Source organism: Photobacterium sp. DA100 (genome assembly GCF_029223585.1).
Classification (GTDB): Bacteria; Pseudomonadota; Gammaproteobacteria; order Enterobacterales; family Vibrionaceae; genus Photobacterium.
Genome location: NZ_CP119424.1, coordinates 1,040,859 through 1,065,435, shown reverse-complemented (window position 1 = coordinate 1,065,435; position 24,577 = coordinate 1,040,859). Strand labels below are relative to the sequence as shown.

The following is a 24,577-nucleotide window of genomic DNA, read 5'->3' as shown; positions in this document are numbered from 1 at the left end:
CAATAGCTTATGGTCATCGAGTCGCTGTGCGATTACTTGTCGAAGATGGCTCTCGGGCGCAGAGGCCCGAAAGCCCGGCTCAATTAGTCTTCGTCGATGGATGCTAGGTATTTTTCACCGTCGATCAGGTTAGAGAGTTCCTCTACGTCCTGAACTTTGATTTTAGCAATCCAGCCACCTTCATACGGTTCTTCGTTGACTAGCTCTGGGCTGTCTTCTAACTCTTCGTTGATTTCAACGATTTCGCCGGTCACAGGTGCATAGATATCAGATGCGGCCTTGACTGACTCGACAAGAGAGAAAGACTCACCAGCTTCGGTTGAATCGCCAACTTCTGGAAGGTCAACAAATACAACATCACCAAGTAGGCCCTGAGCATGGTTTGAGATACCCATAGTGATAGTACCGTCACCATTGTCTCGTACCCACTCGTGGCTTTCGGCGAACTTCAGTGTATTTTCCATTTAAAACTCCTTGCGCAATCTTTCCGCAGATTTTATTAGTTGTTACCGTGACCGGGCTTATCCGGCCACTCTGTCATAAAAAAGGGTTACTTATTGGTAAAGAGGGAAGCGGCTGCACAGCTTCTGTACCTGCTGCTTAACCTGCTGCTCAATGGCGCTGTTGTCTTCAGGGTTTGCAGCCAAACCATCAAGTACATCGCCAATCCACTGACCAATTTGTTTAAATTCTTCGGCACCGAAACCGCGGCTGGTACCAGCTGGTGTTCCCAAACGAATACCTGACGTCACCATTGGTTTTTCAGGGTCGAACGGGATCCCGTTTTTGTTGCAGGTGATACCGGCACGCTCAAGGGCTTCTTCCACCTGGTTGCCTTTGAGGCCTTTCGGACGCAAGTCGACCAGCATCAGGTGGGTGTCGGTACCGTTTGTCACGATGTCGCAACCGCGAGCTTGCAGGACTTCTGCCAAGACTTTCGCGTTGCTGATCACATTCTTGATATATAACTTAAATTCAGGCTCTAGTGCTTCGCCCAGAGCAACCGCTTTACCCGCGATAACATGCATTAGCGGGCCACCCTGAAGACCTGGGAAAACCGCAGAGTTGATCTTCTTATTGATGTCTTCGTGGTTGGTCAAAATCATGCCGCCACGTGGGCCACGGAGCGTTTTGTGCGTGGTGGTAGTAATAACGTGGGCATGAGGAATTGGGCTAGGGTGTTCGCCGGCGGCGATAAGACCGGCAATGTGGGCCATATCCACCATCAGGTAGGCACCTACTTCATCGGCGATGGCGCGGAACTTAGCAAAATCAATCTGGCGAGGAATAGCCGAACCACCGGCAATGATCATTTTCGGCTGGCTTTCGATAGCGAGCTGGCGCACCTGCTCGTAATCGATTTCGCAGGTGTCTTTGTCTACCCCATACTGAACGGCGTTGAACCATTTACCTGAAAGAGCAGGGCGCGCACCGTGTGTTAGGTGGCCGCCAGCATCCAGAGACATACCCAAGATAGTGTCGCCCGGCTGAAGTAGTGCCAACATTACCGCCCCATTAGCCTGGGCTCCGGAATGTGGCTGGACATTGACGTACTCACATTGGAACAGTTGCTTGGCACGGGCAATAGCGATGTGCTCTACTTCGTCGACATGCTCACAACCACCATAGTAACGGCGTCCAGCATAACCTTCGGCATACTTGTTTGTCAGGCAGCTACCTTGGGCTTGCATTACGGCTTTAGATACAATGTTCTCTGATGCGATCAACTCAATTTGCTGGTTCTGGCGTGTAAGCTCTGCCGCAATACCGGCATTAACAGCACCATCAATCTGAGCAAGGTTGGTTGAGAAGAACACTTCTAAATCGTGGTTTTGGTACGAAGCTTTCATTTCACGTTATCCTCTAATCGCGCTCTAAGGTCAGTCCTTAATCCGAGCCAAAGCGTATATCGTTGTTATGGGGTGTCTCTGTTACGCATTGTGGGGTTATCAGAAAGACGTGTTGAGCAACGTCTCCGCCTAACAACTGCATAACATGCTTTACTATAGATAGCCGATTAAACGAAAATTTCCAATAGTGGAACAACATGTACTTTAATAGCCATAATCTTACGCAAACGTTTGCCTTTTGCAAACTAAATTTCTAATATGCTGTTAACTTTTTTCTAAAGATTTGGATGGTTGATGGTGTGTGCAAAAAGTTAAAATTGTATATCACCCCTTGTGCTGTATGGGGTTATGACGTTCTACAATACCTTTACAAAGCATACTGAATTGCAGGCTGGTCGAACTTTTTTTTGTCAATCCAGACAAAACTGGCGCTTGAAAATCAACCTGTTTCCTTTTGGAAACTAAATTTCAAATATGATGCATGGGTCATATTTTTTTTACCGGCAGGCTTTTATGTTTCTCCGGCGGTATGCCAGAATGAATTGAATGTCGTTACCAGGGAGGGAAGTAATGAGTGACGAACAGCAGGTCGATGTGTATCCATCAATGACCGTCGTAAAAGAGTTCGAGTCTGAAAAGGCTGACAAAATTGAGCCGATGAAATTAGGAAAACGGCTCAAGGAAATTCGCATGGCGCACGGCCTGACTCTTGAAGAGGCCAGCAAGCGTACGGGGTTGGCTCGCTCGACATTGTCGAAAATTGAAAACGAGCAGATTTCACCGACGTTTCAGGCAATGCAAAAGCTTGCTGGTGGGTTAGAGATTGATATTCCACAGCTTTTCGCGCCGCCAAAACAACTTAAAGCGACAGGACGTCGTGACATTACACGTAAGGCGCAGGGTAAACCTCACCCAACAACGACCTACGAGCATGAGCTTCTAGCTACCCAGTTAACCAATAAAAAGATGATGCCTTTCAAATCAAGAGTGCGGGCTCGGGCTTTTGAGGATTACCCGGATTGGATCCGTCATGATGGCGAAGAGTTCTTACTGGTCCTGGAGGGTGAGATTACTTTTTACTCTGAGTTTTACGAGCCGGTGTCACTGAGTGAAGGGGATTCGGTCTATTACGATGCCAATATGGGACATATGCTGACTTCTGTCAGTGAAGATGATGCATTGATTCTTTGGGTTACCGCATCGTAAGTGACGCGGTAACGCTGTGTAAGGATGCCTGATATTGTTTAGATCGAAAACTACAGGCAAGCCATCTCCGGCATTTGCTTATAACTATAGACACAGGCTTCGGTTAAGCTTGTTAAGGTTATGAGTGGTTTTAACAATTGGTGCGCAGGGTTACGGGCCGGGGACTTGCTGTAAATAGCTTCCTTTTTTGATAAAAGTGTTAATTCAACAAATCTTTACTTGTGATTCAAATGTGTGATGTAGCACGGTTTGAATGGCGGGAAACTTTGTTTACTATAAGAAACTATGTATAACATGGTTGTAACAGCTGATATGGAGTATCGCCGCTTTGCTCGCGGTGTATGGAGTAAAATCGTATGTCACAAGAATTACTGGTAACACCACTACACGCACTACACATCGAAATGGGCGCCAAGATGGTTCCTTTTGCTGGTTACGATATGCCAGTGCAGTATGCGTTGGGTGTACGTAAGGAACATATCCATTGCCGTGAGTCGGCTGGTCTCTTCGATGTATCACACATGGGGCAGCTTCGCCTTCATGGTGCAAATGCGGCAAAAGTCCTAGAGTCACTTGTTCCTGTTGATATTATCGACTTGCCTGAAGGCAAGCAGCGTTATGCGTTCTTCACCAACGAACAGGGGGGGATCCTTGATGATCTGATGGTGACCAACTTTGGAGATCACCTGTTCGTCGTGGTGAATGCTGCATGTAAAGCCCAAGATATCGCCCATATCCAGGCGCACCTTCCTGAAGATGTCACTTTGGAGATCATTGAAGACCGAGCATTATTGGCTCTGCAAGGTCCAAAGGCTGCACAGGTATTGGCGCGTTTGAACCCTGCTGTCAGTGACATGATTTTCATGGATGCGGCGAAAGTTGAACTGGTGGGGGTTGAGTGCCTAGTCAGCCGTTCAGGTTATACCGGTGAAGATGGTTATGAAATCTCGGTCCCTGCGGATAAAGCTGAAGAGCTAGCTCGCGAACTGCTAGGTCAAGAAGAAGTTGAGTGGATTGGCCTTGGGGCTCGTGATTCGCTTCGCCTCGAGTGCGGCCTATGTCTATATGGTCACGATATCGATACGACAACTACGCCAGTAGAAGGCAGCTTGCTTTGGGGTATTAGCAAGCCGCGCCGTGCTGATGGTGAACGTGCTGGCGGTTTCCCGGGTGCGGATATTATTCTTGAGCAAATTAAAACGAAAGATGTTGCCCGTAAGCGTATCGGCTTGGTTGGCCAGTCGAAGGCTCCTGTGCGTGAAGGAAGTAAACTGTTTGACGCTGAGGGTAAAGAAGTCGGTATTGTCACTTCAGGAACGTTTGGTCCTACCAAAGGTGCGCCTGTCGCAATGGGCTATGTACAAACGGATCTAGCTGTAATTGGCACCGAGATTTTTGCTGAAGTTCGTGGCAAGAAACTGCCGATGACAGTGGAAAAAATGCCGTTTGTTCCTCAAAACTACTATCGCGGTTAATCATTTCTTTTATCAGCAATACATTGATAGTTAGAGTTTATTTTGACCATTTTAAAAGGAGCCATTAAGGCTCCTTTTTTTGTCTCAAACTCTGGTTGGAAAATTACTGACAAATCAACTTTGCTTTAGATAAGGCATTGCCACTAACGATGAGGTTGATATGCAGAAGTATTGCTTACCCAGACTCCGTGTCTCGATATATGTCGCAATTGCAAGCATGGCGATTTCGGTGCCAATTAGCCTCACTGCAGAGCCTCTATTGATGGGGTTTGATGAGTATATGGAGCGTTGTACCTTATCTTATGGTGAAGACAAGATCGCCCGCTCGGTATGTGAAAACCAATATAAGGCGATTGAACAAAAAGAGCAGGAAATTTTTGCTCATACTAACGAACTAACAAATGAAATATGGCTGGATGAAAAGAATAATAGTGAAAGCTTGAGTGAGCAAAATGAACAAGTTGACTAACTTTGTTAACAGTTAATATTTATATGTTTAAAGAGCCTCTTTCAAATCTGTCTTTTCATTGCTTGCTGAATGTAAGCTGTCTGGTTGTGTGATTTATTTAAAATTTACTGATTTTTGTTCGAATTTGGCTAGCTGAAAAAGAAGGTGAAATTTTTTAATGTATTAAAACAATGGGTTATATGCTTTGGGTGCGGCTATATGTGCAGAGTTAATCCAAGGCTTGTCAATTAACTGTTCAGCTTATATTTAGCCGATTGGCGTACTATCAATAAGGTAAATTAAACAATTAATGAAAGCCACTTTATTCTCTGCCTTGTTATGAGCTTTTTTGCTTTCATTAAATCCAAAGAGTTATATGGTTATGCGGCAATATTTGACTAAGTTACCATTGTTTGTTCGTGAGCAATTAAATATGCGAGAAATGTTATTTGAGATCGTTTTAGCGATCGTAGCAATAGCCGCAGCGATAGGTTTGTTTACCGCTGCAGTTATGGCCTAGTTCTTAGATATTCCTTCAAGCGTTGCAACCGGTAGGGTGACGCAGACTTCAACCCCCTGTTTATCTGTACGGTTTCTAAGCAAAATTTTCCCTTGATGGTAGTCTGTGATCAGGCGGGCAATGAACAATCCAAGTCCTAGGTGAGGTTTGTTTTGCTGGCTTTGGGTTCGAACGGATACCATAGAGTTAAGCAGTTGGTCGTTCATATTCTCTGGTAGTAGTGGCCCATGGTTGCTGACGGTCAAGAAAGCCTGAGAATCAACCTGTGACAATGTCACTTCTATCGGATGGTCATCCCGGCTAAAATCGACGGCGTTCGAAATCAGCTTGTCTAATAATTGTGCCAAGTAATCAGGTGCGCCATTAATCATCACCGGTTCACTGCATCTATCGACGCGGAATATTTGGTTGGCATAGGCCATTTGATAGCCCTGCATGCATCCTTCGACCAGTTCGTTGAGAGGGAAGAGCTCTTTTTCTGCCCCTTGTAAACTTTGCTCGATACGCGTGGCCTCGGTCATGCTGGACAATATCGTATTGAGTCTTTGCACTCCCTCTTGAGCTCTTTCAATGTACCGTTTTGAATCCTCGTCTTGCTCCTGCATCGATAGGTTTTCTATCGATGAGCGAACCACGGCCACCGGCGTGCGTAACTCGTGAGATAAGCGAGAGGAGAGATTCTCCAGATAGTGGTTATATTGGCCCAATCGGCTAACCATACCTGCCAAGCTCCGGCTCAGATCTCCAATCTCATCGCTGTTCGTTGAGGCTGCTATGGTGTGTTGAATTTTTCCTTGGGTATCGATGGCATGCTCAGCCTCATTGCGCAGTTTTCTGATCCGGCGAGAAATATTCGAGGCAAAAAGGAATAATGTCAGAGTGCCGACCAGTATGATCGCGAAAAGCGCGTTGAGTAATTCCTCCAGAGCACGGTTACGCAGAGTTTGAATGCCAATTGTCGATTCTTCCGCTACGACGGCACCCATTACGTTGTCGCCTAACCAAATAGGGTAGGCCGCAGCCAATATCATTGCCTTTCCGTCACTGGATTGGCGCCAGTGTGAATAGCCTCGTCCTTGTAGTGCTTGGGAGATATGCACCCCCTCCACCTTAGCCGCATCTTTGAGTGAATCGCTGAACTCTGTGGGTTCGTTGATGAGGTAGCGGTAGTAAAGTGGGTGAAGCCATTTTTCTTCTAGTACTGTCCACCAGGAGCTATTTTTGTTGCCATATTTGACCGACGAAGACCATACACCGTTAGACTCTTGAATATCGCCACTTTGCGCTAAGACACGCTGGTGCCTGTCTATAACCCAAATCCGTGTACTAGTATGTCCCATACCCTTTAGAATATTTTCGATCTCTGGTGAGGGGATAAGCACTGTGCCGAGTTTGCTAATTTGGTTAGTATTCGAGGTCCCTATGATGGTCTCAATCTCACGGTTACCTGTGTTATTGACGTCATAAAAAGCAAAGCCGAGCTTGCTGCCAAGCATGGAGAGAGGAAGCCGTAATTCAATGTTGTAGCCGTTATCGGTAGTACGCCAGTAGCCCTGGATTTGACTTTCCAGGACGAGGTCAGCCGGGTTGGCAATATCGCCGTTGATCTGCCAGGCGTTGAACCAACCGTCTTCGTAAACTGAAACTACGTAGCGCTGGAATTCGCCGCTGGGTGCAGTCATGGCGATGATAAGGTGATCATTGCGATCGACTCTTGCAGATCCTTTGCGGCGCATGACGGGCTTATTGTCATTCACTTCGAATACGGCATAGAGATAACCATCATATTTGCCAACCATATGGTTGAAGTGGATACCGGTCTTTTGATACGGCCAGCGACTGAACTGAACATAATCGCGGCCGTAATGCACCATTTGCTCGGCATAATCTGTCCAGTCGTTAGTCTGGCCATTGAGCTTGATGGGCGATGTGAGTTCGTAGGCGTACAAGTCCCGCCCTTTTTGTACCGACTGCAAAAAGCTGGCCTGATCACTGAATAGGTTGGGGCGTTCATTGAGAGCGGTCGCAACCGCCCTTGATGTCCCAATTAAGGTCTGCTCCTGGCCTTGGCGGAGCAGCTTTTCCATCTCAAGAATATAGTTATAGCCAATCCAGGGTAGTGTCAGCAGCAAACAGGCAATTAGGGTGATTTTCGAACGTAGGCCGAAGGCGGGTCTTAGTCGCGATAGCTCTGCTCTGAACTTTTCCGCTATAAACTTAGTTATCATCAGGCCCCCCAGCGGTAGCCCATGCCATAGACCGTATTGATGCAGTCAAAGTGACTATCGAACTGCATGAATTTTTTACGGATCCGCTTTATATGCGAGGTAATGGTACTGTCATCGACCACAACCTGAGCTTCGTTCATCAAGTCATGTCTGCTCTTCACATGCCCCGGGCGCTTGGCCAGGGCATAGACCATCCAGAATTCGGTCACAGTCAACTCTACGAGGTTTTGTTGCCAATAGACCTGCATTTTGTTTTTGTCGATGGAAAGATCCCCATGCTGTATCAGTTCCACTTTTTCGGTTGGCTGCTGCATCAGATCGCTGCGGCGAAATAACGCGGCAATACGGGCAATCAAATGCGGTAGGCTGATATCTTTCGTCAGGTAGTCATCAGCACCCATGCGCAAACCACATACTGTATCGAAGTCGCTGTCGCGCGCGGTGAGAAAGATAATTGGTAAAGTGGGTGATAGAGCTCGAAGAGACTGGCATAAGGTGAAGCCACCATCTATTTCATTCTGCAAGCCAATATCGATGATGGCCAAGTCTGGCAGTTCATTTTCAAATGCCGCTTGAGCGTCAGGACGATTGTCATAGCCTTTTACATCGTAGCCGTGTTTTTTCAGAACATCGATGTAGTTTTCACGGATAGCTTTTTCATCTTCAACAATGACAATTTTTTTCATGACTCTTTACCTGTACCGCAAGCGGTAGAAAATTGTGAACAGTGTTTATGTTGTGACTATACAACAATCTAGCTGAGAGAAAAGGCTTGTAAGGGGAATCAGGGCAATTGCCATTTTTTTGCCACAATTGATCATTACATTGCCTTTTTTTATGCCTCAATTTGCCAGATCGGCCTGCTTTAATAACCTCATCAAAACGAGACAGCGACTTAAACAGTTAGTCGTAACAAAGTACATTCGATGAGGACATCACAATGAAAAAGCAGCTTATCTCAACACTAATCGCCACAACGCTAATGGCTTCACTTGTTTCTCCAATGGCGACAGCCAGTGACAGTATGGACGATAGCTATAAAGTGGGTGAGCAAGAACAACTTATCGGTTTGGGCTCAGGTGCCGCACTGGGGGCCATTGTCGGTGGTCCTGTCGGGGCAGTTGTTGGTGCCATGGTCGGTGGCATTGTTGGTACCGCTGTCGGTCAGGATGAACAAATCAAAGCCCAAGATGAAGAGTTGGGCGAACTGGTTGCCCGTAATATGGAGCTTGAGCGCATCAGCCGGAAATACAACCAGGCCCAAATTGAAATAGCCCGTCTAGAGCAAGACAAATATGAGTTGATGAACCTTGAGGATCGACAGCTAGATCTTGCTCTGGAAATGAACGTGCACTTTAGAACCGGTTCTGCTGAGATTGAACCCTTGTTCAAAGCCCAACTGGATGAAATCGCCGAGATAATGAAGCAAGCGCCAGACATTCGCTGGGAACTATCGGGCTACTCTGATCGCCGTGGCAGCAGCGAAAGAAATCTTGCGTTATCGGAGCAACGGGTAGAAGCAGTGCGCCAGTATCTTGAACTGCAAGGCGTTGATACTGTGCAGCTATACGCTTCGGCTTACGGTGATCAAGCGCCGCTGAAAGGCGAGCAGAATTTCGAAGGTGATTTTTTTGACCGCCGAGTCACATTGCGCAGCGCAAGTGACAATGTCAGCACGGCCAAAAATCATTAAGAGGGCAGGCTATGACTGAATACCAGAAAAAAAAGGTAAAAGAGGAGGCACCAAGCTGGGTGCTTTCCTTCCTCATCACCTTACTGTTAACGATGCAGCTGACTGTAAGGGCGGATGATATAAGCGCACATAAAATCGATATTATCGGTGGAGAGACGCTCTATGCCTGGGATGAAAGTTGGCAGCTCGTCGATACGGAACAACATATACACCAAATGCCTAACAGAGCCGATAACAGGCTAGAACAGAACCAGCAGGCTGCGGGGCAAAGATGATGGATGAAGTGCTTTGGTATGAACTGTTATTGAAAGTATCAATGCTTCACTTCAGCCTTATCTACTGCTGAGTGATTATTGAAAAAGAAAGCCTTAGGTATATCAATACCAAACAAGAAATGATTGTGATGTGTGGCATGAGTGCTCGCCCTTAGGATCATATAGTGGCCTGGAGGGCGAGCTGATGCCGTTAGAGGAGCTGCTTCAGTCTATCTTGAACAACTTCTACCAGTAGATCAGGCTGAAACTTGGAGATGAAGCGATCGCAGCCGACTTTTTTGACCATGGCTTCATTAAAGTTACCGCTCAGAGAGGTATTCAATGCGATATGGAGATCCCGCATCCTAGGGTCATTGCGGATTTCGTGGGTTAGCTTATAGCCGTCCATTTCGGGCATTTCAGCATCGGTAAACAGCATCAGCAGCTCATCGTAAAGGTTAATGCCCTTGTCGCACCAGTTCTTCAACATAGTAAGAGCATGTAGTCCGTTTTGTGCCTCAATCACCTCCAATCCTAGCTGTGATAAGGTTTCTCTGATTTGCGCGCGTGCTGTTGATGAATCGTCAACAATCAATACTTTACGTCCTTGGAAATGGCCTAGTAGCGACTGATCGAGCACTTCATGTGATATTTGTGTATCGTAATCGACAATTTCGGCCAGCACCTTCTCGACATCGATAATACTGACTAAGCGTTCGGTATTGTCTTTTTTGATCTTGGTAATGGCTGTAAGGTAATTATTTTTTCCAACTTGCCTTGGTGGTGGCTGAATATCCTGCCAGGTTAGGTTCATGATGTTCATAACTTGCCCTACCAGGAAAGCCTGAATGCTGCGGTTGTATTCGGTGATGATGATGTTGCATTCTTCTTGGGCACCGCCTGCTCGCATACCAATGGCCTGACGCAAATCGATAACTGGGATAGACACGCCTCGGATATTGGCAACACCGCTGATGTTCGGGTGGGAGCCTGGCAGTTGGTTGAGCTTAGGTAGTTTCACCACTTCCTTTACCTTGAACACGTTAATAGCAAACAACTGTGCGGTATGGAGCCGGAAGATGAGGAGTTCTAGGCGGTTTTCACCAACGAGGTTAGTTCGCTGGTCTACAGAGTCGAGTATCGTGGTCATTGAAGTGCGCAGGCTTAAGTAATATTAAATTTATCAATATATTATCTCACCTCAAAACACTTGTCTAAGCAACCCTTTGAGTTAGCAGAAAAAAGCTACTATTTATCTCTTTTAATTATTTCATGGCCAAAATAAATATCCAAAATGTTTCAAATCAAGGAATTTGATGCTGTAGCTGATATTCTGACCTAATAACTACAAAAAGATGATCGACTGAACCTACATAAAAATACTACTGGTTATCATCCTGAGCGCTGTGCTGCTTCTCCCCATGAACAAGAAGTTAGCAAATTTAAGAGCATTTGAAACTCACAATAAAGGCACAGTGCCAGCAATACAAAGAGGCAACTATGAGCAATTTAACGATAGACGGTCAGGTACTGGCTACTGACGGTCAATTGTCAATTCTCGAGCTCGCTCAACAGTTCGAGATTGAAATCCCATCTCTGTGTGGGTTGAATAAAAATGGTGAAAAAGTACCATGCGATTTATGCGTGGTTGAAATTGAAGGCCAGGGTGTTCAGCGTGCATGTGAAGTTTCTACTGCTCCTGAGATGGTGATCACCACGCAAAGCGATGCACTATCTGAGCGTCGTCGCCAATCGCTAAACCGTATTATGTCAGACCATTACGCAGACTGTGAGGCGCCTTGCCAAACAGCCTGTCCTGCGGGGGTCGATATTCAGTCCTATCTATATCACATTTCTCAAAATGACCACCAGAAGGCGGTTGAGGTCATCAAACGAACCTTGCCAATGCCACTGTCTATTGGTCGTGTTTGTCCTGCATTCTGTGAGACTGAATGTCGTCGTGGCATTGTCGACGAGCCAATTGCGATCCGCCAATTGAAGCGTCACGCTGCCGATATTGATCTTGAAGCACAAGAACAGTACGTGCCGCCACGTAAAGCGGATAAAGGAAAGAATGTTGCGATCATCGGTAGCGGACCAGGCGGTTTGAGCTGTGGCTACTACCTGAGCAATGAGGGTTACAACGTCACTGTGTTCGAGTCTATGCCGGAGGCGGGTGGTTGGTTACGTTACGGTATTCCTGAATACCGTTTGCCAAAAGCGATCCTAGATAAGGAAATTGAACTTATCTGCCGCAATGGTATGAAGGTAGAGACCAATACCACGTTGGGTAAAGACTTCCTGCTATCTGAGCTGACCAAACAGTATGATGCGGTATGTTTGGCCGTTGGTGCCTCTCAAGCTGTCGAGATGAACTACCCGGGAAGCGATCAGGACGGTTGTTACTTAGGTGTCGATTACCTGAAAGACTATGTAACGACACAAAACTACACCACTGGCAAAAAGGTTGCAGTTATCGGTGGCGGTAATACTGCTATTGACTGTGCACGAACCGCAGTTCGCGCCGGTGCTGATACCACTCTTATTTACCGTCGTACTCGCGATGAAATGCCAGCGGAAGATTACGAGATCGTCGAAGCTGAGCATGAAGGGGTAAAATTCCACTTCCTGACCAACCCTGTAGAGAACATTGCAGACAGCAATGGCCGGGTAACGGAAGTGAAGCTAGAAAAAATGGCACTTGGTGAACCAGACGCTTCAGGTCGCCGCCGACCAGAGGCGACAGGTGAGTATTTTGTCGAGCATTTCGATACCGTGATTTCGGCCGTTTCGCAAAAACCAGATTTGTCGTTCCTGGAAAATGACACTATCGAACTGCCAGTTACCCGTTGGCTAACGCTTGAGTCTAATGACGATACAATGCACTCCGGGGTAGAGAATATCTTTAGTATCGGTGACTTCCGTCGCGGTCCTGCGACAGCGATTGAAGCTGTGGCTGATGGCCGAGTTGCGGCTGAAGCGATTGACCGTTATTTCAATGGAGATATGGAGCATATCCCGGTTAAGCCATATAACTCGCAGAAAGCAGCGAAGGTGAATCAGGTCGATCCCAAGCAGTTCGAAGGGATCCAGAAAGCTATGCGCTCGATCATGCCGGAGCTTACCAGCCAGCAACGCCAGCTCAACTTTGCCGAAGTAGAAACCGGCTTTGTCAACGAGGAAGCGATGCGTGAAGCTGCCCGTTGTCTTGAGTGCGGCTGTCAGGCCAATACTGACTGTAAACTGCGCGATTTTGCAACCGAATACAAGGTAGACAAAGACGAGTTGGATATGTCCAACTGCCAGAAGTTTGCTGTCGATGATAGTTCGGAGTTTATCGTATTTGATGCCAACCGTTGTATCAGCTGTGGTCAGTGTGTTGATATCTGTAACGAGAAGGCTGTTCACGGTGCCCTTGACTTCATGAAAGATGCTGATGGCAACAGTGCTAAGCGCCCTGAGTGCCGTCCGGGCTTCGAGAGTGGCTATAGCATGGGTGATTCAAACTGCGTGCAGTGTGGTGCTTGCGTGCAGGTTTGCCCGACAGGTGCGCTCACTGATGCCCGCGATAAATCGCAGGGCCGTATCGAAATGCTCAAGCCGGTTGATACCATTTGTACCTACTGCGGGGTGGGATGTAAGGTCACCATGTATGTGGATGAGCTGACAGATAAAATCCGCTACGTACAGGGTGCGAAAGACTCTCCAGTGAATGAGGGTATGCTATGTGTCAAAGGGCGTTTTGGTTTCGACTTTATCCAAAGTAAGGAGCGCCTGAGCCAACCGCTGATCCGTAAAGACGGCGAACTGCAACCGGCAAGCTGGGAAGAAGCGATTGCCTTGATTGCCGATAAGTTCGCAACTATCAAGCAAGAGGCGGGCGGTAATGCATTGGCTGGTTTCTCTTCTGCGAAAACCACCAATGAAGATAACTTCGCTTTCCAGAAGTTTATCCGTCGTGAGTTGGGTACTAACAACGTCGACCACTGTGCGCGTCTATGTCACTCTACAACCGTGACAGGCCTTGAGGCTTCGCTGGGTAGTGGGGCGATGACTAACGATATCCCAAGTATTGCCCACTCCGATCTGATCTTCATTATCGGTTCGGATACGACATCGGCTCACCCTATCATTGCTTCACATATTAAACAGGCTCTTCGAAAAGGGACTGCGCGTTTGGTAGTGGCAGATCCGAAGAAAGTAGATATTGCTGACCATTCAGAACTTTATGTTGCGCATCGTCCGGGTACTGACGTGATGTTGCTTAACGGTATCATGCAGCAAATCATCAAGAATGGCTGGCAAGATCAAAGCTATATTGAACAGCGTGTTGAGGGATATGAAGATCTCAAAGCTGAGGTAATGAGTGACGCTTACGCACCGGACAAAGTAGAGCTGGTTACTGGTGTGAAGCAAGCTGACTTGTTGAAGTTGGCTGAGACAATAGGTACAGCCAAACGAACTGCTATCTATTACTCGATGGGTATTACTCAGCATACTACTGGCCATGATAATGTTCGCTCAATTGCCAACTTGCAATTGCTCTGTGGCAACATTGGTATCGAAGGCGGTGGTATTAATCCATTACGTGGTCAGTCAAATGTGCAAGGTGCTTGTGATATGGGAGCATTGCCTTGGGACTTCCCAGGCTATCAAAAAGTGACAAATGAAGATGCTCATGCCAAGTTCGCTAAAGCATGGGATCGCCCAGATTTGTCATCAACCCCAGGTTTGACGCTGACCGAGATTATCGATGCAGCCTGTAAAAAGGAAATCCGCGGTTTGTATGTGATGGGTGAGAACCCGGTACTGAGTGACCCAGACCAGAAGCACGTATTGGAAGCCATTGATCAGCTCGATTTCTTGGTCGTGCAAGATATTTTCATGACAGAGACGGCGCAGCTGGCGGATGTCGTGCTTCCTGCATATTCATTTGCCGAGAAGACCGGTCACTTTACCAACACGGAACGTCGTGTTCAGCGTTTGAACCCTGCTGTTAAGGCACCGGGCGAGGCCATGGAAGATTGGCAAATCATCCAGAATATTGCTAATGCGATGGGGAGTGACTGGGCTTACCAGTCAGTCAAAGATATTACGGCAGAGATCAATGTGCTAACGCCGCAATACGCGGGTATCACATGGGATCGCGTCGGTAAAGATGGTTTGCAGTGGCCGTGTCGTGATGAAAACCATCCTGGCACACGAGTCATGCACCAAGAGAGTTTTGTACGGGGTGAAAAGGCAGAGATGACCGCGGTACCTTTCTTGTATGCCGCAGAACTTCCTGATGATGAGTATCCTATGGTGTTGTCAACAGGGCGCCTGTTGGAGCAGTTCCATACAGGGACGATGACCCGTAAAACGAAGGGTCTTGATAACCTTGCTGGCCCAAGGGTTATGATCTCCGTGTTTGATGCAGAGCGCTTAGGTGTGTCAAATGGTGAGATGCTGACATTGTCGACTCGACGTGGCTCGATTGATGCGCCGGCATTCGTGACCAAGCGTATTCAACCAAATGTTGTGTTTGTGCCGTTCCACTTTGTGGAGTCAGCAGCAAACAAGCTGACAGTATCGGCGACTGACCCCTATGCCAAGATCCCTGAGTTTAAGGTGGCTGCGGTTAGAGTTGAAAAAGCACTCGTGCCAGCAGAATAAATAGTCTGTAGAAATACATTTGCGGAGTAACAAACACCCAGCTTGTCTGGGTGTTTTTTTTTTGCTTTCATGAAGCAAATAAAGACAAATATCACAAAATTAAGATGCTAAAGGCGTATCATGTATGTGTGGCTTGTTGCTTATCAGCAGATTCCACTCTATCTATCGAGAATCAAATCTTTAATTTCATTTCAAACAATTACCGCAACATACGAAAGTGTAATCATATATTGCAAATATTTAATGAAAGAAAAACTTATTTAGCTCTATAATGCTATCAATTTTTCTTATACACGCATCGATTGACACTTTGACCTTTTGATTTAAGCACCGCGCCCACGTTAATTGGTTTTCATTTTTGAATAAAGATGCGTAACACTTGGGGTAAGCATGAGTTACGGAGATTCCAGCAATAATCAACTGTTCTCGCCAATGGAAATGATGGCGGAAGCGGAAAAGTTTGCGCTTAGCAAAGCAAAGAAGACCAGTAGTATGACACTGGGCCTTGCTATGATGGCGGGAGCTTTTATCGGATTAGCATTCGTATTCTATATCACTGTAACAACAGGGAGTGCATCAGCAGGGTGGGGGCTAAGCCGATTAGTCGGTGGTATGGTCTTCAGTATGGGGCTGATTCTTATCGTGCTCTGTGGCGGTGAACTATTCACCAGTTCTGTGCTTTCCAGTATCTCCTGGGCAAACCGTCAGATCACATTAAAGAAGATGTTGTCACTATGGGCAAAAGTGTATATCGGTAACTTTTTTGGTGCCATGTTCATGCTCATGCTGATCACTGGAGGCGGCCTATTTTTACTGAACCATGGTCAGTGGGGACTTAACGCGCTTAATATTGCCCAGCACAAACTTCATCATACTCCTATTCAAGCGTTCACATTGGGTGTGCTTTGTAATTTACTGGTTTGCCTGGCTATTTGGATGACATTCAGCTCGGCAAATGCATTAACCAAAGCCATGTTAATGATTTTGCCTGTCTCAATGTTCGTCTCAAGTGGTTTTGAGCACTCAGTTGCCAATATGTTCATGGTACCGCTCGGTATTGTGATTCAACACTTTGCGCCTGAGCAATTCTGGCAAATGGTTGGCACCAACCCACAGCAATACAGTGATCTGAACATTTACAACTTTTTACTGGCGAACCTATTACCTGTCACACTTGGCAATATTGTGGGAGGGGCTGTATTAGTGGGCCTTGCCAACTGGTGTATTTTCCGTCGTCCGCAGCTTAAAGCGACAAACGTAACTTCTATTTCTCAAACTGTAGAACTCTCGACTGCCAAGGAGGCGGATATGCTTTCGCATTTAACCGTAAAGGACATTGTCGATCCAAATCCATTTACCCTATCTGCTGATCTGTTTGTTCCGAAAGCCGTAGATTTAATGGTAGAGAACAAATTGTCAGGTGCTCCGGTCTGCGATGTTAATGGACGTTTGGTCGGGTTCCTGTCAATGTTCGATGTGATGAAAGAGCTATGGTACAAGGATTACCAACCAGCTAAAGAGACAAAAGTCGCTGATCTCATGAATAGCGATGTCATTGCAGTGGATATCAATGAGCGCTTGGTAGATGTCGTGGAGTACTTGTGCATTGATAAAGATATGCTCTACCCAACATCAGGTATGGGGATGGCAACCAGCGCAACATCTTTATCGCTAGAAGAGCGAGTAAAAGCACTCAAAGTCAGTAAGCCTCGTATCTTACCGGTACTCGATAATGGCCAGTTTGTTGGGGTCATTACCCGTGATCGCGTGATGGTCGAATTGCGGAAGGTTTACCATGATGTCACACTGACAGCAGTGAAGAAGCTAGAGATCGCATAAAACTCTGCATTGTATATGCGCTTTTTATGATGTTCAAAAACACCCAGTTTTACTGGGTGTTTTTTTATCTGTGTCACAAAATGAAACACAACATAAGTGAAAGATTAAATTCCATATTTAATATTGCCAGGTGGCGTACGGGCGAAATTGAACTCTAAGATTTCAATATTAAAAAGCTATAAGTTAGCTGCAATCCATGAAAATTGGCGCTTTGACACTATTTCTTACACTTTTGGTCTCTGTTTACATGTTTTTAACAGTGGGGTGCTAAACTCTTATTTGATAGATGTTTAGGGTGTTACAAAATGTAAATTAATGAAAGTTATGGCAATGTGTCGCGTGCTACAGAGCGCTGGGGTGTATGCATTTTGAACGTAAAGTGGGAAAATGCTCGTATTAGCTTGAAGCACATTGAAAGGACGCATTTCTAACTTTCTTAAAGAGGTGACTATGAAGTTCGGTTTGATTTTTTTGTTGTCTGCCGTTGCTGGTATTTTATCTGGTGAGCATTTTCACTCGTTTCTTGTAGGGTTTGGCGTTGCTTCTGTTGCTGTAGGCGCTGGTTATTGGTTGGCGTTCCGTTGCTCAACCCGCTATCCACAATTGGCATTGCTGATGCTTCTAATGGGGCTTATGGCCAAAATTGGTGTCACGATTGCTGGGGTAATGTGGGGCTTGGAATCGAATTTGATCAATTCACCATTTGTATTCTCGCTGTCTTATTTGTTCTTCTCTATTACGGTTACTTATCTGTATTCAAAATGGCGTGAATTCCAAATGTCGCGCGCAACCGCAACATTAACGGCCAAGACTGCTTAATAGTTTTGATTGACTAATAAAACGGGCTCTATGCCCGTTTTTTTGTTTTTATGCGTTGGCAAATGAGGTGTGTTGGCGGCATAGCGTCACTCAGAAGCTATTCTTTTGGGGGTCTACAATGTAGGAAATAACTTGCCCTATGCCGCCAAGTACCGCTTGGGTACGAGGCTAAGTTTACGTTAAAATAGGAAGCCTAAAACAGAAGAAGTAATAAAAATAGGTTCCTCTTTTATGAGTGGTCAACGTCTTAAAGTTCAATTCCAGCGCTTGTATAACCATTTCTCTGGCAAAGATGCCGATACCAACCTCCAAGACATTGCCGAAGTGTTATTCTGTACCCGCCGTAATGTTCGTATGGTTATCAATAAAATGGTGGATAAGGGGTGGATCGCCTGGGAGCCTGCAGTCGGTCGAGGTAAACAATCTCGGCTTATATTTTGTAGTACCGACAATGAATTGCAGCTCATGCATGCAAGAAAGTTGGTCGCAGAAGGCAAGCTAGAACCTGCCTTGGAAGCGCTTGAACACAATGCCGATAAGCTGGCACAGATCATTCAGGAGCAACTTGGCCATACGACGGCCCACGGTAAACAGATTGTGCGCCTGCCTTATTATCGTGCGTTCAGCAACCTTAACCCGCTTCAGCCGTTACGCCGCTCAGAGCAACACTTGGTCCGCCAGGTATTCAATGGCTTGACGCGCATAAACGAGGAAAAAGAGGAAGTTGAGGGGGACCTTGCTCATCACTGGGAGGCCATTACTCCTCGCCACTGGCGCTTTTACATTCGGCCTGCAGTCCGTTTTCATGATGGTCGTTTGCTAAATAGCAGCGATATCATTGCGACCTTCAACTGCGTGAAGCAGCATCGATTGTTTAGTCACATCAAAGAGATTGAAGCGCCTTTCAGCAATACTATCGACTTCTATCTCGCTGCTGATGACCATCGCTTTCCTGATTTGTTAACCAACCTTGTCGCCATGATTCAGCCAGCTGACGCTGACATGGATAACCCCAATGTGCTGTTTCCAATCGGCACTGGCCCGTATAAGGTTATTCAAAATGATAACAAGCGATTTAAACTGGAAGCCTCGGATCAGTATTTCGGCTTCAGGGCGTTGATTGATGTCGTTGATATCTGGATGCTGTCAGAAGTGGCTTCGTGTTATTTGCAGCCTGCAACTGATGCGAGTCAGTTGGGTGATGTCAGTGTCTCCTCAAAGCTGAAACTGGATGAGGGGTGTAACTTTCTTCTTTTTAACCGAACTGGAGGTTTGCCTGCCGACCCAGAGTGGTTGCGATACTTACAAGGTCGTTTGACGGCTTTAGAGTTGCTGCAGCGGTTGAATAAGGATCAGATAGGGGATTTCCGGTTAACGAATGCCTATGGGATTTTGCCAGGATGGACGCATGTGCCGCTTCACTCTTCGCCGGTGTTTGCTCCGCCCTCAAAACGAGTAATAACGATTGCTTTTGCCTGTCAGCACCCGGTTTACCCACATGTCGCGAATGCGATAAAGGAGATATTGGCAGAAGATGGTATCAAGCTAAAAATGCTGGAGCTTACCACGACAGAAATCGCACTCGGTAAGCATAGCCAGAAGATTGATCTCTGGTTAGGTGGAATGAGCTTGATGAATTACCGTGACGATGCGCTGCTGTCATGGTTTTTTAACTTTGACCATATTGCACGGGCAATGCCAGAAGAGGAGTTCGAGCTGCTTGAACAAGAGGTAATGCGGTGGCGTTCAAACCCTGAGCAAGCCTCCCCTTGTCAGCACATAGGAGCAAAGCTTGTGCAGTTTGGTCAGGTTTTGCCGCTGTTCCATAACTGGCTGGGTGTTGATGACTCCGGGGCTGTTCAAGGAATGCAGTCCAACTCCATGGGATGGTTCGACTTTAAGTCGGTTTGGATGAAGCCAGAGCATGAGGAGCAATAGGTAGGGCTGCTCGACGGGGAAAAATCATATTCCAAACATCGTTCATTCATCAGTTTGACATTTGTGCGGATTACAAGTCTTGTGCCTTGCCATTTGATCTGAAGCATGGGCTAGGCATGATAACTGACATAGCAGCATGGAGAGTCACAATGTATGAGTTTGATCCTCCTGCCTGCTCTGTTCATCAAACAAGGGGCGCGCGAGTCATGTTTGGTTAGCCTTGGTTTTTAGTGCTTCGTTTTGATTGCTGAACCATTGGTTTATAGGTCGCCAGACTACATCGAACATCGACTTATACCAAGGCGCTTCCTCTACCTGTTTGGTCGCGAGTAATGGTTGTTCAGCGATGATTTCTTCATCGATGTACCAGACAATTTTACCGACTTCCTGCCCTTTTGTGACTGGGGCTTCTAGGTTGTCGTAGATAATTGCGTACTCAATATTCTTCCTTTGGCGGCGCGGTATTGTGACCTTTCCGCCAGATCCAATTTCAACATCGATACTTGAGGGGCTGCCATACCAGACACGGAGAGGCTGCAGTTCATCCTTGCTGAAACTTGGCTCGATGTCCTGATAGAAGCGAAACCCCCATGTCAGGAGCTTTTTACTTTCAGTGCGACGTACAGTCGCACTTTGAGTACCCAAGACAACTGCAATTAACCGCTGCCCATTTTGTTCAGCGGAAGTCACAAGGCTGTAGCCAGCCTGCTTGGTGTAGCCTGTTTTTACGCCATCGACATTGATTGTCGTATCCCACAATAACGCGTTGCGGTTGCCTTGTTTAATTTTGCCGAATGTGAATGATTTTTCTTTAAATAGTGGGTACATATCAGGCAACTCACTTATCAATGATTTTGATAGCAATGCCATATCATAAGCAGTTGTTTGTTGTTCAGCAGAATCTAACCCGTGAGGGTTGGTGAAGTAGGTATCTTTCATACCGACTTTTTCGGCATAGCGGTTCATCATTTCAATAAACGCAGCTTGATGGCCAGCAACGTGCTCCGCTAAGGCAACCGTAGCATCATTGCCCGATGAAATAATGACCCCCCGATTAAGGTCATCCACAGAGACTTGGTCGCCAACATTGAGGAACATTTTCGATGAGCCGGGGAATTTCTTACCCCAAGCGTTTTCGCTGATGACGACCATGTCTTCCGATGTGATATGGCCAGATTTGATCTCTTGCCCGACAACATAGCTGGTCATGATTTTCACAAGGCTTGCGGGTGCATGGGGAGCATGGATATTTTCACCCGCAATGACTTGCCCCGTGTCGTAACTCATTAAAATCCAGGACTTGGCTTGAATGTCGGGAGGGGAAGGGTGGATCTCTGCATGGCTTATAGAAGTCATCGCCAGTGCAAGAGCACAGCAAGCTAAGTGGCGGTATTTTTTACTAAAGGAAGAAAGTGTCATCGGAACTCACCCGTGTCTACTACACCGTTGCATTTTTCAGCATAGTAAATAAATACCATGAAGGACTAACTTGATACGGTAAGGGAAGAGACTTTTGATTGAATCTCACCGGTGAGATTAAAATGTTGTTTTTTAATCTCGTCCGTAATCGTTGCCCTGCGATGTTCGGATCACTGGCCCTAAAGAGAGATTTTGATGGTGAAGTTGTTTCATGAAATGGACATGCAACTCAACAAGCTGTTGGCTCTCACATAGCCAAATCGGTAACGCTTGTTGCCGGCAAAATTCAACCATCCCGATAACCATAAGTTCGAGTTTTTTCACGCCCCAGCGGCGAATAGCTTCGTCTTGTTGAGGTGCGGTGGTGATGGCCTGTATTTTACTGTAACTAAACTGCATGTAGTGAAATGTAAGATCGTAGCGGCCGGTGTCTTGATAAATCTGACTCAACCGCTGACAAAGTGTGAGCCAGTAGGCGATTGCTTCGTATTGGTATGGGCTCACAATGAGGCCAAATAATTCAGGGGGTGCATCATTTAGCATTTGGCTAAGGCTGGGTTCTTGCCAGTCATTGCCGATGTCGGCGTTCTTCACCTTGGTTAACCAACACTCGATGATATCCATGTGGTTGATCCCTTCCTGTGCTGAATAACGGTATTCAGTTTTACTGTAGGTGATATTGGTAAAAGCAATAGGAAAAGCAAAAAAATGCGCTGTCTTTCATGTTTTTTTACTAGAAAACAGATGCATCTCACGTATGTTTGCATGGTGTTAACTGTGTGTTGTGATTGTTGTTATCTTATTGGATTACTTCACGTAAATGCTGTCAAGGAATGTGTAGACTAACTTAGATTAATCACTCAGGGAGTTGAGTAGCGAATGAAACTGTTACGAGTAAGTATGATGTTGGGGGCAACCGCTGCAGCCCTGATGGCAGGAGGCAGTGCTTTTGCTGCAGTGCCAGGGACCGATTTAACCCAGTCGACGATCGGTTATGCATCATTGCTAATTTTTGGCCTAGCGTATTGCTTGGTAATGGGTGAAGAGTATCTTCAGCTGAGAAAGTCTAAGCCGGTGTTGTTAGCAGCCGGCTTAATTTGGCTGATGATTGGCTTTGTCTATCAGCAGCAGGGGCAGATCGAGTTGGCGAAAGCGGCTCTGGAGCACAACTTGCTGGAATATGCAGAGCTTTTATTGTTCTTGCTGGTTGCAATGACCTATATCAGTGCCATGGAAGAGCGACGTCTGTTCGATGCCCTCCAAGCTTGGATGGTAAGTAAAGGCTTTAATTTCAGGAGCCTGTTTTGGCTAACCGGATTCTTGTCCTTCATGATTTCGCCTATCGCCGATAACCTGACTACGGCCTTGCTGATGTGCGCAGTCGTGATGAAGGTGGGCGGTAGTAACTTACGTTTTATCAACATAGCGTGTATCAACATCGTTGTGGCAGCCAATGCGGGAGGGGCATTTAGCCCATTTGGCGACATTACAACGTTAATGGTTTGGCAAGCGGGATTAGTTACCTTTACCCAGTTTATCGACTTGTTTATCCCATCCTTGGTCAATTATCTTGTACCGGCGTTTATTATGTCGTTCTTTGTCCCAAAAACAAGGCCAAACACGACCTGTGAGTACGTGGAGCTGAAACGCGGTGCGAGGCGAATTGTTTTTCTGTTTATCTTGACGATTGCAACAGCGGTTGGCTTTCATGCCTGGGTTCACTTCCCACCGGTTATAGGGATGATGATGGGCCTGGCTTATCTTCAGTTCTTCGGCTTTTTCTTACGCAAGACATTGAAGCGTTCACTCGAAAAGAAAACGGCATTGGCGATAGCTAACCATGACGAAGAAGCCTTGAAGCGAATAGGTTCTGTCGTGCCTTTTGATGTGTTTAAGCGTGTTTCCCATGCCGAGTGGGATACGCTGTTGTTCTTCTATGGTGTTGTAATGTGCGTGGGAGGCTTGAGTCTGTTGGGTTATCTGGGCATGGTGTCAGAAGTGATGTATTCCCAGTGGAACCCGGTGTGGGCGAATGTCATGGTCGGTATACTCTCTGCAATAGTCGATAATATCCCAGTTATGTTTGCGGTCTTGACGATGCAACCTGAGCTCTCATTGGGCAATTGGTTGTTAGTAACATTAACCGCCGGGGTAGGTGGGAGTTTGCTGTCGATTGGCTCTGCTGCCGGCGTTGCTCTGATGGGAGCCGCTCACGGTAAATATACCTTCTTTGGACATTTGAGGTGGATGCCGGTTATTGCCCTGGGTTATGTGGCAAGTATTATTTGCCACCTGTTACTGAACAACCATTTGTTCTAGTTGGTAACACTTAAATGCTTGTTAAGAAAAGAGTTTGAATGAAAAATGTTCAACTTTGACGTGTTAACAAAGAGAAAGTGTGTAGAACATCACTAAAGAAAAAATGAAATGCTGGCCCAGCAACCGCTGGGCTTTTTTTTGGGTAATTGTCGTGCTTAACTAGATATATACGAAGGTATGTCAGAGGATTGGCGTATGAAAAAATACGGATGTTTCATTGTTAGCGCGACTGTGCTCTTCTCGGGTTCTATAGCCCATGCGATGGATTTGGATACCTTGTTCAGGGTGCCCAGCGTTAAATTGGCTATCGCCAAGTCCAACGGAAATATCGATATTACCAAGCGAGGAGAGTTTAACGATATCCCGTTTAATTCCTCAAATTCGGTCACCCCGGTTATTTCTCTGATGCAGTCACCATACTATTTCTCGGAGTCAACTCGCTGGGGGTACCATACAGAGCTGTCCGCTAGCTATTTTGATCTGGACTATGATGACGACGATGATGATCAATTTGTTGGCGGGAACTATAAGGGCTATTCGGTTGGTTTAACACCAGTACTGTTTTACCAGTTTGGTGACCGAAAGCTATGCTCTACATGTAAAAGTTGGCGTTTCGAGCTGGGCGCTGGGGTCCATTACATCAATGCAGATGGCAAACTGAAGAATGCTGACAATAGCCAGATAGACTTTGACTCGTCGGGGTTTGGTTTCAATTCCCATCTTGGTGCCGTGCTTAACTACAAAAACTGGGAGCTGGGGCTACGTATTGTGGCACCGACCAGATTAGATGATGCCGGTATCAAGGTTGAGCATGGGTTATCGTCAATAAGCTTTGGCTACCGCTTCTAGGCCGGCTAACGATGAGAAGGCGCCTATTTTTGAGCCGCGAAATAGGCGCTTCATATTGGGTCTGC

Annotated in this window: 18 protein-coding genes; 11 read left to right on the top strand and 7 right to left on the bottom strand. The window is 46.4% G+C overall.

The window, feature by feature from the left end; translation table 11 throughout:
• Window positions 1-83: 83 nt before the first annotated feature.
• Complete coding sequence (gcvH, locus tag PTW35_RS22630; RefSeq protein WP_039465916.1) at window positions 84-464, bottom strand: glycine cleavage system protein GcvH; 381 nt, start codon at window positions 462-464, stop codon at window positions 84-86.
• A 90-nt stretch (window positions 465-554) separates the two neighbouring features.
• Window positions 555-1,850: a serine hydroxymethyltransferase gene (locus PTW35_RS22625; RefSeq protein ID WP_281029095.1), complete on the bottom strand. Its 1,296-nt coding sequence runs from the start codon at window positions 1,848-1,850 to the stop codon at window positions 555-557.
• Window positions 1,851-2,420: 570 nt separating this feature from the next.
• Here PTW35_RS22625 and PTW35_RS22620 point away from each other — a divergent pair.
• The 3 genes from PTW35_RS22620 to PTW35_RS22610 all read left to right on the top strand — a co-directional run bounded on the left by PTW35_RS22620 (window position 2,421) and on the right by PTW35_RS22610 (window position 5,000).
• On the top strand, window positions 2,421-3,056 hold the full coding sequence (locus PTW35_RS22620) for an XRE family transcriptional regulator (RefSeq protein WP_044621010.1): 636 nt from the start codon (window positions 2,421-2,423) through the stop codon (window positions 3,054-3,056).
• Between the two features lie 356 nt (window positions 3,057-3,412).
• Window positions 3,413-4,531: a glycine cleavage system aminomethyltransferase GcvT gene (gene gcvT / locus PTW35_RS22615; RefSeq protein ID WP_281029094.1), complete on the top strand. Its 1,119-nt coding sequence runs from the start codon at window positions 3,413-3,415 to the stop codon at window positions 4,529-4,531.
• Between the two features lie 160 nt (window positions 4,532-4,691).
• Entirely contained in the window at window positions 4,692-5,000 is a 309-nt protein-coding gene (locus PTW35_RS22610) for a hypothetical protein (protein ID WP_281029093.1), read from the top strand.
• Between the two features lie 495 nt (window positions 5,001-5,495).
• Here the strand turns inward: PTW35_RS22610 and pdsS are convergent, their stop codons facing one another.
• Window positions 5,496-7,727: a proteobacterial dedicated sortase system histidine kinase gene (gene pdsS, locus PTW35_RS22605; protein ID WP_281029092.1), complete on the bottom strand. Its 2,232-nt coding sequence runs from the start codon at window positions 7,725-7,727 to the stop codon at window positions 5,496-5,498.
• Window positions 7,727-8,413 carry a proteobacterial dedicated sortase system response regulator gene (gene pdsR, locus PTW35_RS22600; RefSeq protein WP_281029091.1) on the bottom strand — a complete coding sequence of 229 codons (687 nt, stop codon included), beginning with the start codon at window positions 8,411-8,413 and terminating at the stop codon, window positions 7,727-7,729. Before pdsR ends, pdsS begins: the two co-directional genes overlap by 1 nt.
• A 254-nt stretch (window positions 8,414-8,667) precedes the next feature.
• On the opposite strand from pdsR, the gene pdsO reads away from it, so the two are divergent.
• Window positions 8,668-9,420 (top strand): sortase-associated OmpA-like protein PdsO, encoded by a 753-nt coding sequence (pdsO, locus tag PTW35_RS22595; protein WP_281029090.1) that lies wholly within the window; start codon window positions 8,668-8,670, stop codon window positions 9,418-9,420.
• A gap of 11 nt (window positions 9,421-9,431) precedes the next feature.
• A complete protein-coding gene (locus PTW35_RS22590) occupies window positions 9,432-9,695 on the top strand; it encodes a hypothetical protein (RefSeq protein ID WP_281029089.1) in 264 nt (87 codons plus the stop codon).
• Window positions 9,696-9,885: 190 nt separating this feature from the next.
• Here PTW35_RS22590 and PTW35_RS22585 read toward each other — a convergent pair whose 3' ends face one another.
• A complete protein-coding gene (locus PTW35_RS22585) occupies window positions 9,886-10,824 on the bottom strand; it encodes a chemotaxis protein CheV (protein WP_281029088.1) in 939 nt (312 codons plus the stop codon).
• Window positions 10,825-11,174: 350 nt separating this feature from the next.
• Here PTW35_RS22585 and fdhF point away from each other — a divergent pair, with 350 nt between their 5' ends.
• From fdhF to sgrR, 4 genes are all read left to right on the top strand, one after another.
• Window positions 11,175-15,329, top strand: coding sequence for a formate dehydrogenase subunit alpha (fdhF, locus tag PTW35_RS22580; protein WP_281029087.1), 4,155 nt, complete (start codon window positions 11,175-11,177; stop codon window positions 15,327-15,329).
• Window positions 15,330-15,719: 390 nt separating this feature from the next.
• Entirely contained in the window at window positions 15,720-17,168 is a 1,449-nt protein-coding gene (focA, locus tag PTW35_RS22575; protein WP_281029086.1) for a formate transporter FocA, read from the top strand.
• A 450-nt stretch (window positions 17,169-17,618) separates the two neighbouring features.
• Window positions 17,619-17,987, top strand: coding sequence for an NADH:ubiquinone oxidoreductase (locus PTW35_RS22570; RefSeq protein ID WP_281029085.1), 369 nt, complete (start codon window positions 17,619-17,621; stop codon window positions 17,985-17,987).
• A 231-nt stretch (window positions 17,988-18,218) separates the two neighbouring features.
• On the top strand, window positions 18,219-19,925 hold the full coding sequence (gene sgrR, locus PTW35_RS22565) for an HTH-type transcriptional regulator SgrR (RefSeq protein ID WP_281029084.1): 1,707 nt from the start codon (window positions 18,219-18,221) through the stop codon (window positions 19,923-19,925).
• Window positions 19,926-20,129: 204 nt separating this feature from the next.
• Here the strand turns inward: sgrR and PTW35_RS22560 are convergent, their stop codons facing one another.
• Both PTW35_RS22560 and PTW35_RS22555 read right to left on the bottom strand, forming a co-directional pair.
• Window positions 20,130-21,344, bottom strand: coding sequence for a D-alanyl-D-alanine carboxypeptidase family protein (locus PTW35_RS22560; RefSeq protein WP_281029083.1), 1,215 nt, complete (start codon window positions 21,342-21,344; stop codon window positions 20,130-20,132).
• 132 nt (window positions 21,345-21,476) lie between these two features.
• Entirely contained in the window at window positions 21,477-21,968 is a 492-nt protein-coding gene (locus PTW35_RS22555; protein ID WP_281029082.1) for a hypothetical protein, read from the bottom strand.
• Window positions 21,969-22,274: 306 nt separating this feature from the next.
• Here PTW35_RS22555 and nhaD point away from each other — a divergent pair, with 306 nt between their 5' ends.
• Both nhaD and PTW35_RS22545 read left to right on the top strand, forming a co-directional pair.
• Window positions 22,275-23,663, top strand: a complete 1,389-nt coding sequence (nhaD, locus tag PTW35_RS22550; RefSeq protein ID WP_281029127.1) for a sodium:proton antiporter NhaD — start codon at window positions 22,275-22,277, stop codon at window positions 23,661-23,663.
• Window positions 23,664-23,858: 195 nt separating this feature from the next.
• Window positions 23,859-24,512, top strand: coding sequence for a hypothetical protein (locus PTW35_RS22545; RefSeq protein WP_281029081.1), 654 nt, complete (start codon window positions 23,859-23,861; stop codon window positions 24,510-24,512).
• The last annotated feature ends 65 nt before the right edge of the window (window positions 24,513-24,577 follow it).

What these genes read in the sequence shown, in the direction of transcription:
- gcvH (WP_039465916.1), bottom strand. Translation starts at nt 464, where the DNA reads ATGGAAAATACACTGAAGTTCGCCGAAAGCCACGAGTGGGTACGAGAC.
- PTW35_RS22625 (WP_281029095.1), bottom strand. Translation starts at nt 1,850, where the DNA reads ATGAAAGCTTCGTACCAAAACCACGATTTAGAAGTGTTCTTCTCAACC.
- PTW35_RS22620 (WP_044621010.1), top strand. Translation starts at nt 2,421, where the DNA reads ATGAGTGACGAACAGCAGGTCGATGTGTATCCATCAATGACCGTCGTA.
- gcvT (WP_281029094.1), top strand. Translation starts at nt 3,413, where the DNA reads ATGTCACAAGAATTACTGGTAACACCACTACACGCACTACACATCGAA.
- PTW35_RS22610 (WP_281029093.1), top strand. Translation starts at nt 4,692, where the DNA reads ATGCAGAAGTATTGCTTACCCAGACTCCGTGTCTCGATATATGTCGCA.
- pdsS (WP_281029092.1), bottom strand. Translation starts at nt 7,727, where the DNA reads ATGATAACTAAGTTTATAGCGGAAAAGTTCAGAGCAGAGCTATCGCGA.
- pdsR (WP_281029091.1), bottom strand. Translation starts at nt 8,413, where the DNA reads ATGAAAAAAATTGTCATTGTTGAAGATGAAAAAGCTATCCGTGAAAAC.
- pdsO (WP_281029090.1), top strand. Translation starts at nt 8,668, where the DNA reads ATGAAAAAGCAGCTTATCTCAACACTAATCGCCACAACGCTAATGGCT.
- PTW35_RS22590 (WP_281029089.1), top strand. Translation starts at nt 9,432, where the DNA reads ATGACTGAATACCAGAAAAAAAAGGTAAAAGAGGAGGCACCAAGCTGG.
- PTW35_RS22585 (WP_281029088.1), bottom strand. Translation starts at nt 10,824, where the DNA reads ATGACCACGATACTCGACTCTGTAGACCAGCGAACTAACCTCGTTGGT.
- fdhF (WP_281029087.1), top strand. Translation starts at nt 11,175, where the DNA reads ATGAGCAATTTAACGATAGACGGTCAGGTACTGGCTACTGACGGTCAA.
- focA (WP_281029086.1), top strand. Translation starts at nt 15,720, where the DNA reads ATGAGTTACGGAGATTCCAGCAATAATCAACTGTTCTCGCCAATGGAA.
- PTW35_RS22570 (WP_281029085.1), top strand. Translation starts at nt 17,619, where the DNA reads ATGAAGTTCGGTTTGATTTTTTTGTTGTCTGCCGTTGCTGGTATTTTA.
- sgrR (WP_281029084.1), top strand. Translation starts at nt 18,219, where the DNA reads ATGAGTGGTCAACGTCTTAAAGTTCAATTCCAGCGCTTGTATAACCAT.
- PTW35_RS22560 (WP_281029083.1), bottom strand. Translation starts at nt 21,344, where the DNA reads ATGACACTTTCTTCCTTTAGTAAAAAATACCGCCACTTAGCTTGCTGT.
- PTW35_RS22555 (WP_281029082.1), bottom strand. Translation starts at nt 21,968, where the DNA reads ATGGATATCATCGAGTGTTGGTTAACCAAGGTGAAGAACGCCGACATC.
- nhaD (WP_281029127.1), top strand. Translation starts at nt 22,275, where the DNA reads ATGGCAGGAGGCAGTGCTTTTGCTGCAGTGCCAGGGACCGATTTAACC.
- PTW35_RS22545 (WP_281029081.1), top strand. Translation starts at nt 23,859, where the DNA reads ATGAAAAAATACGGATGTTTCATTGTTAGCGCGACTGTGCTCTTCTCG.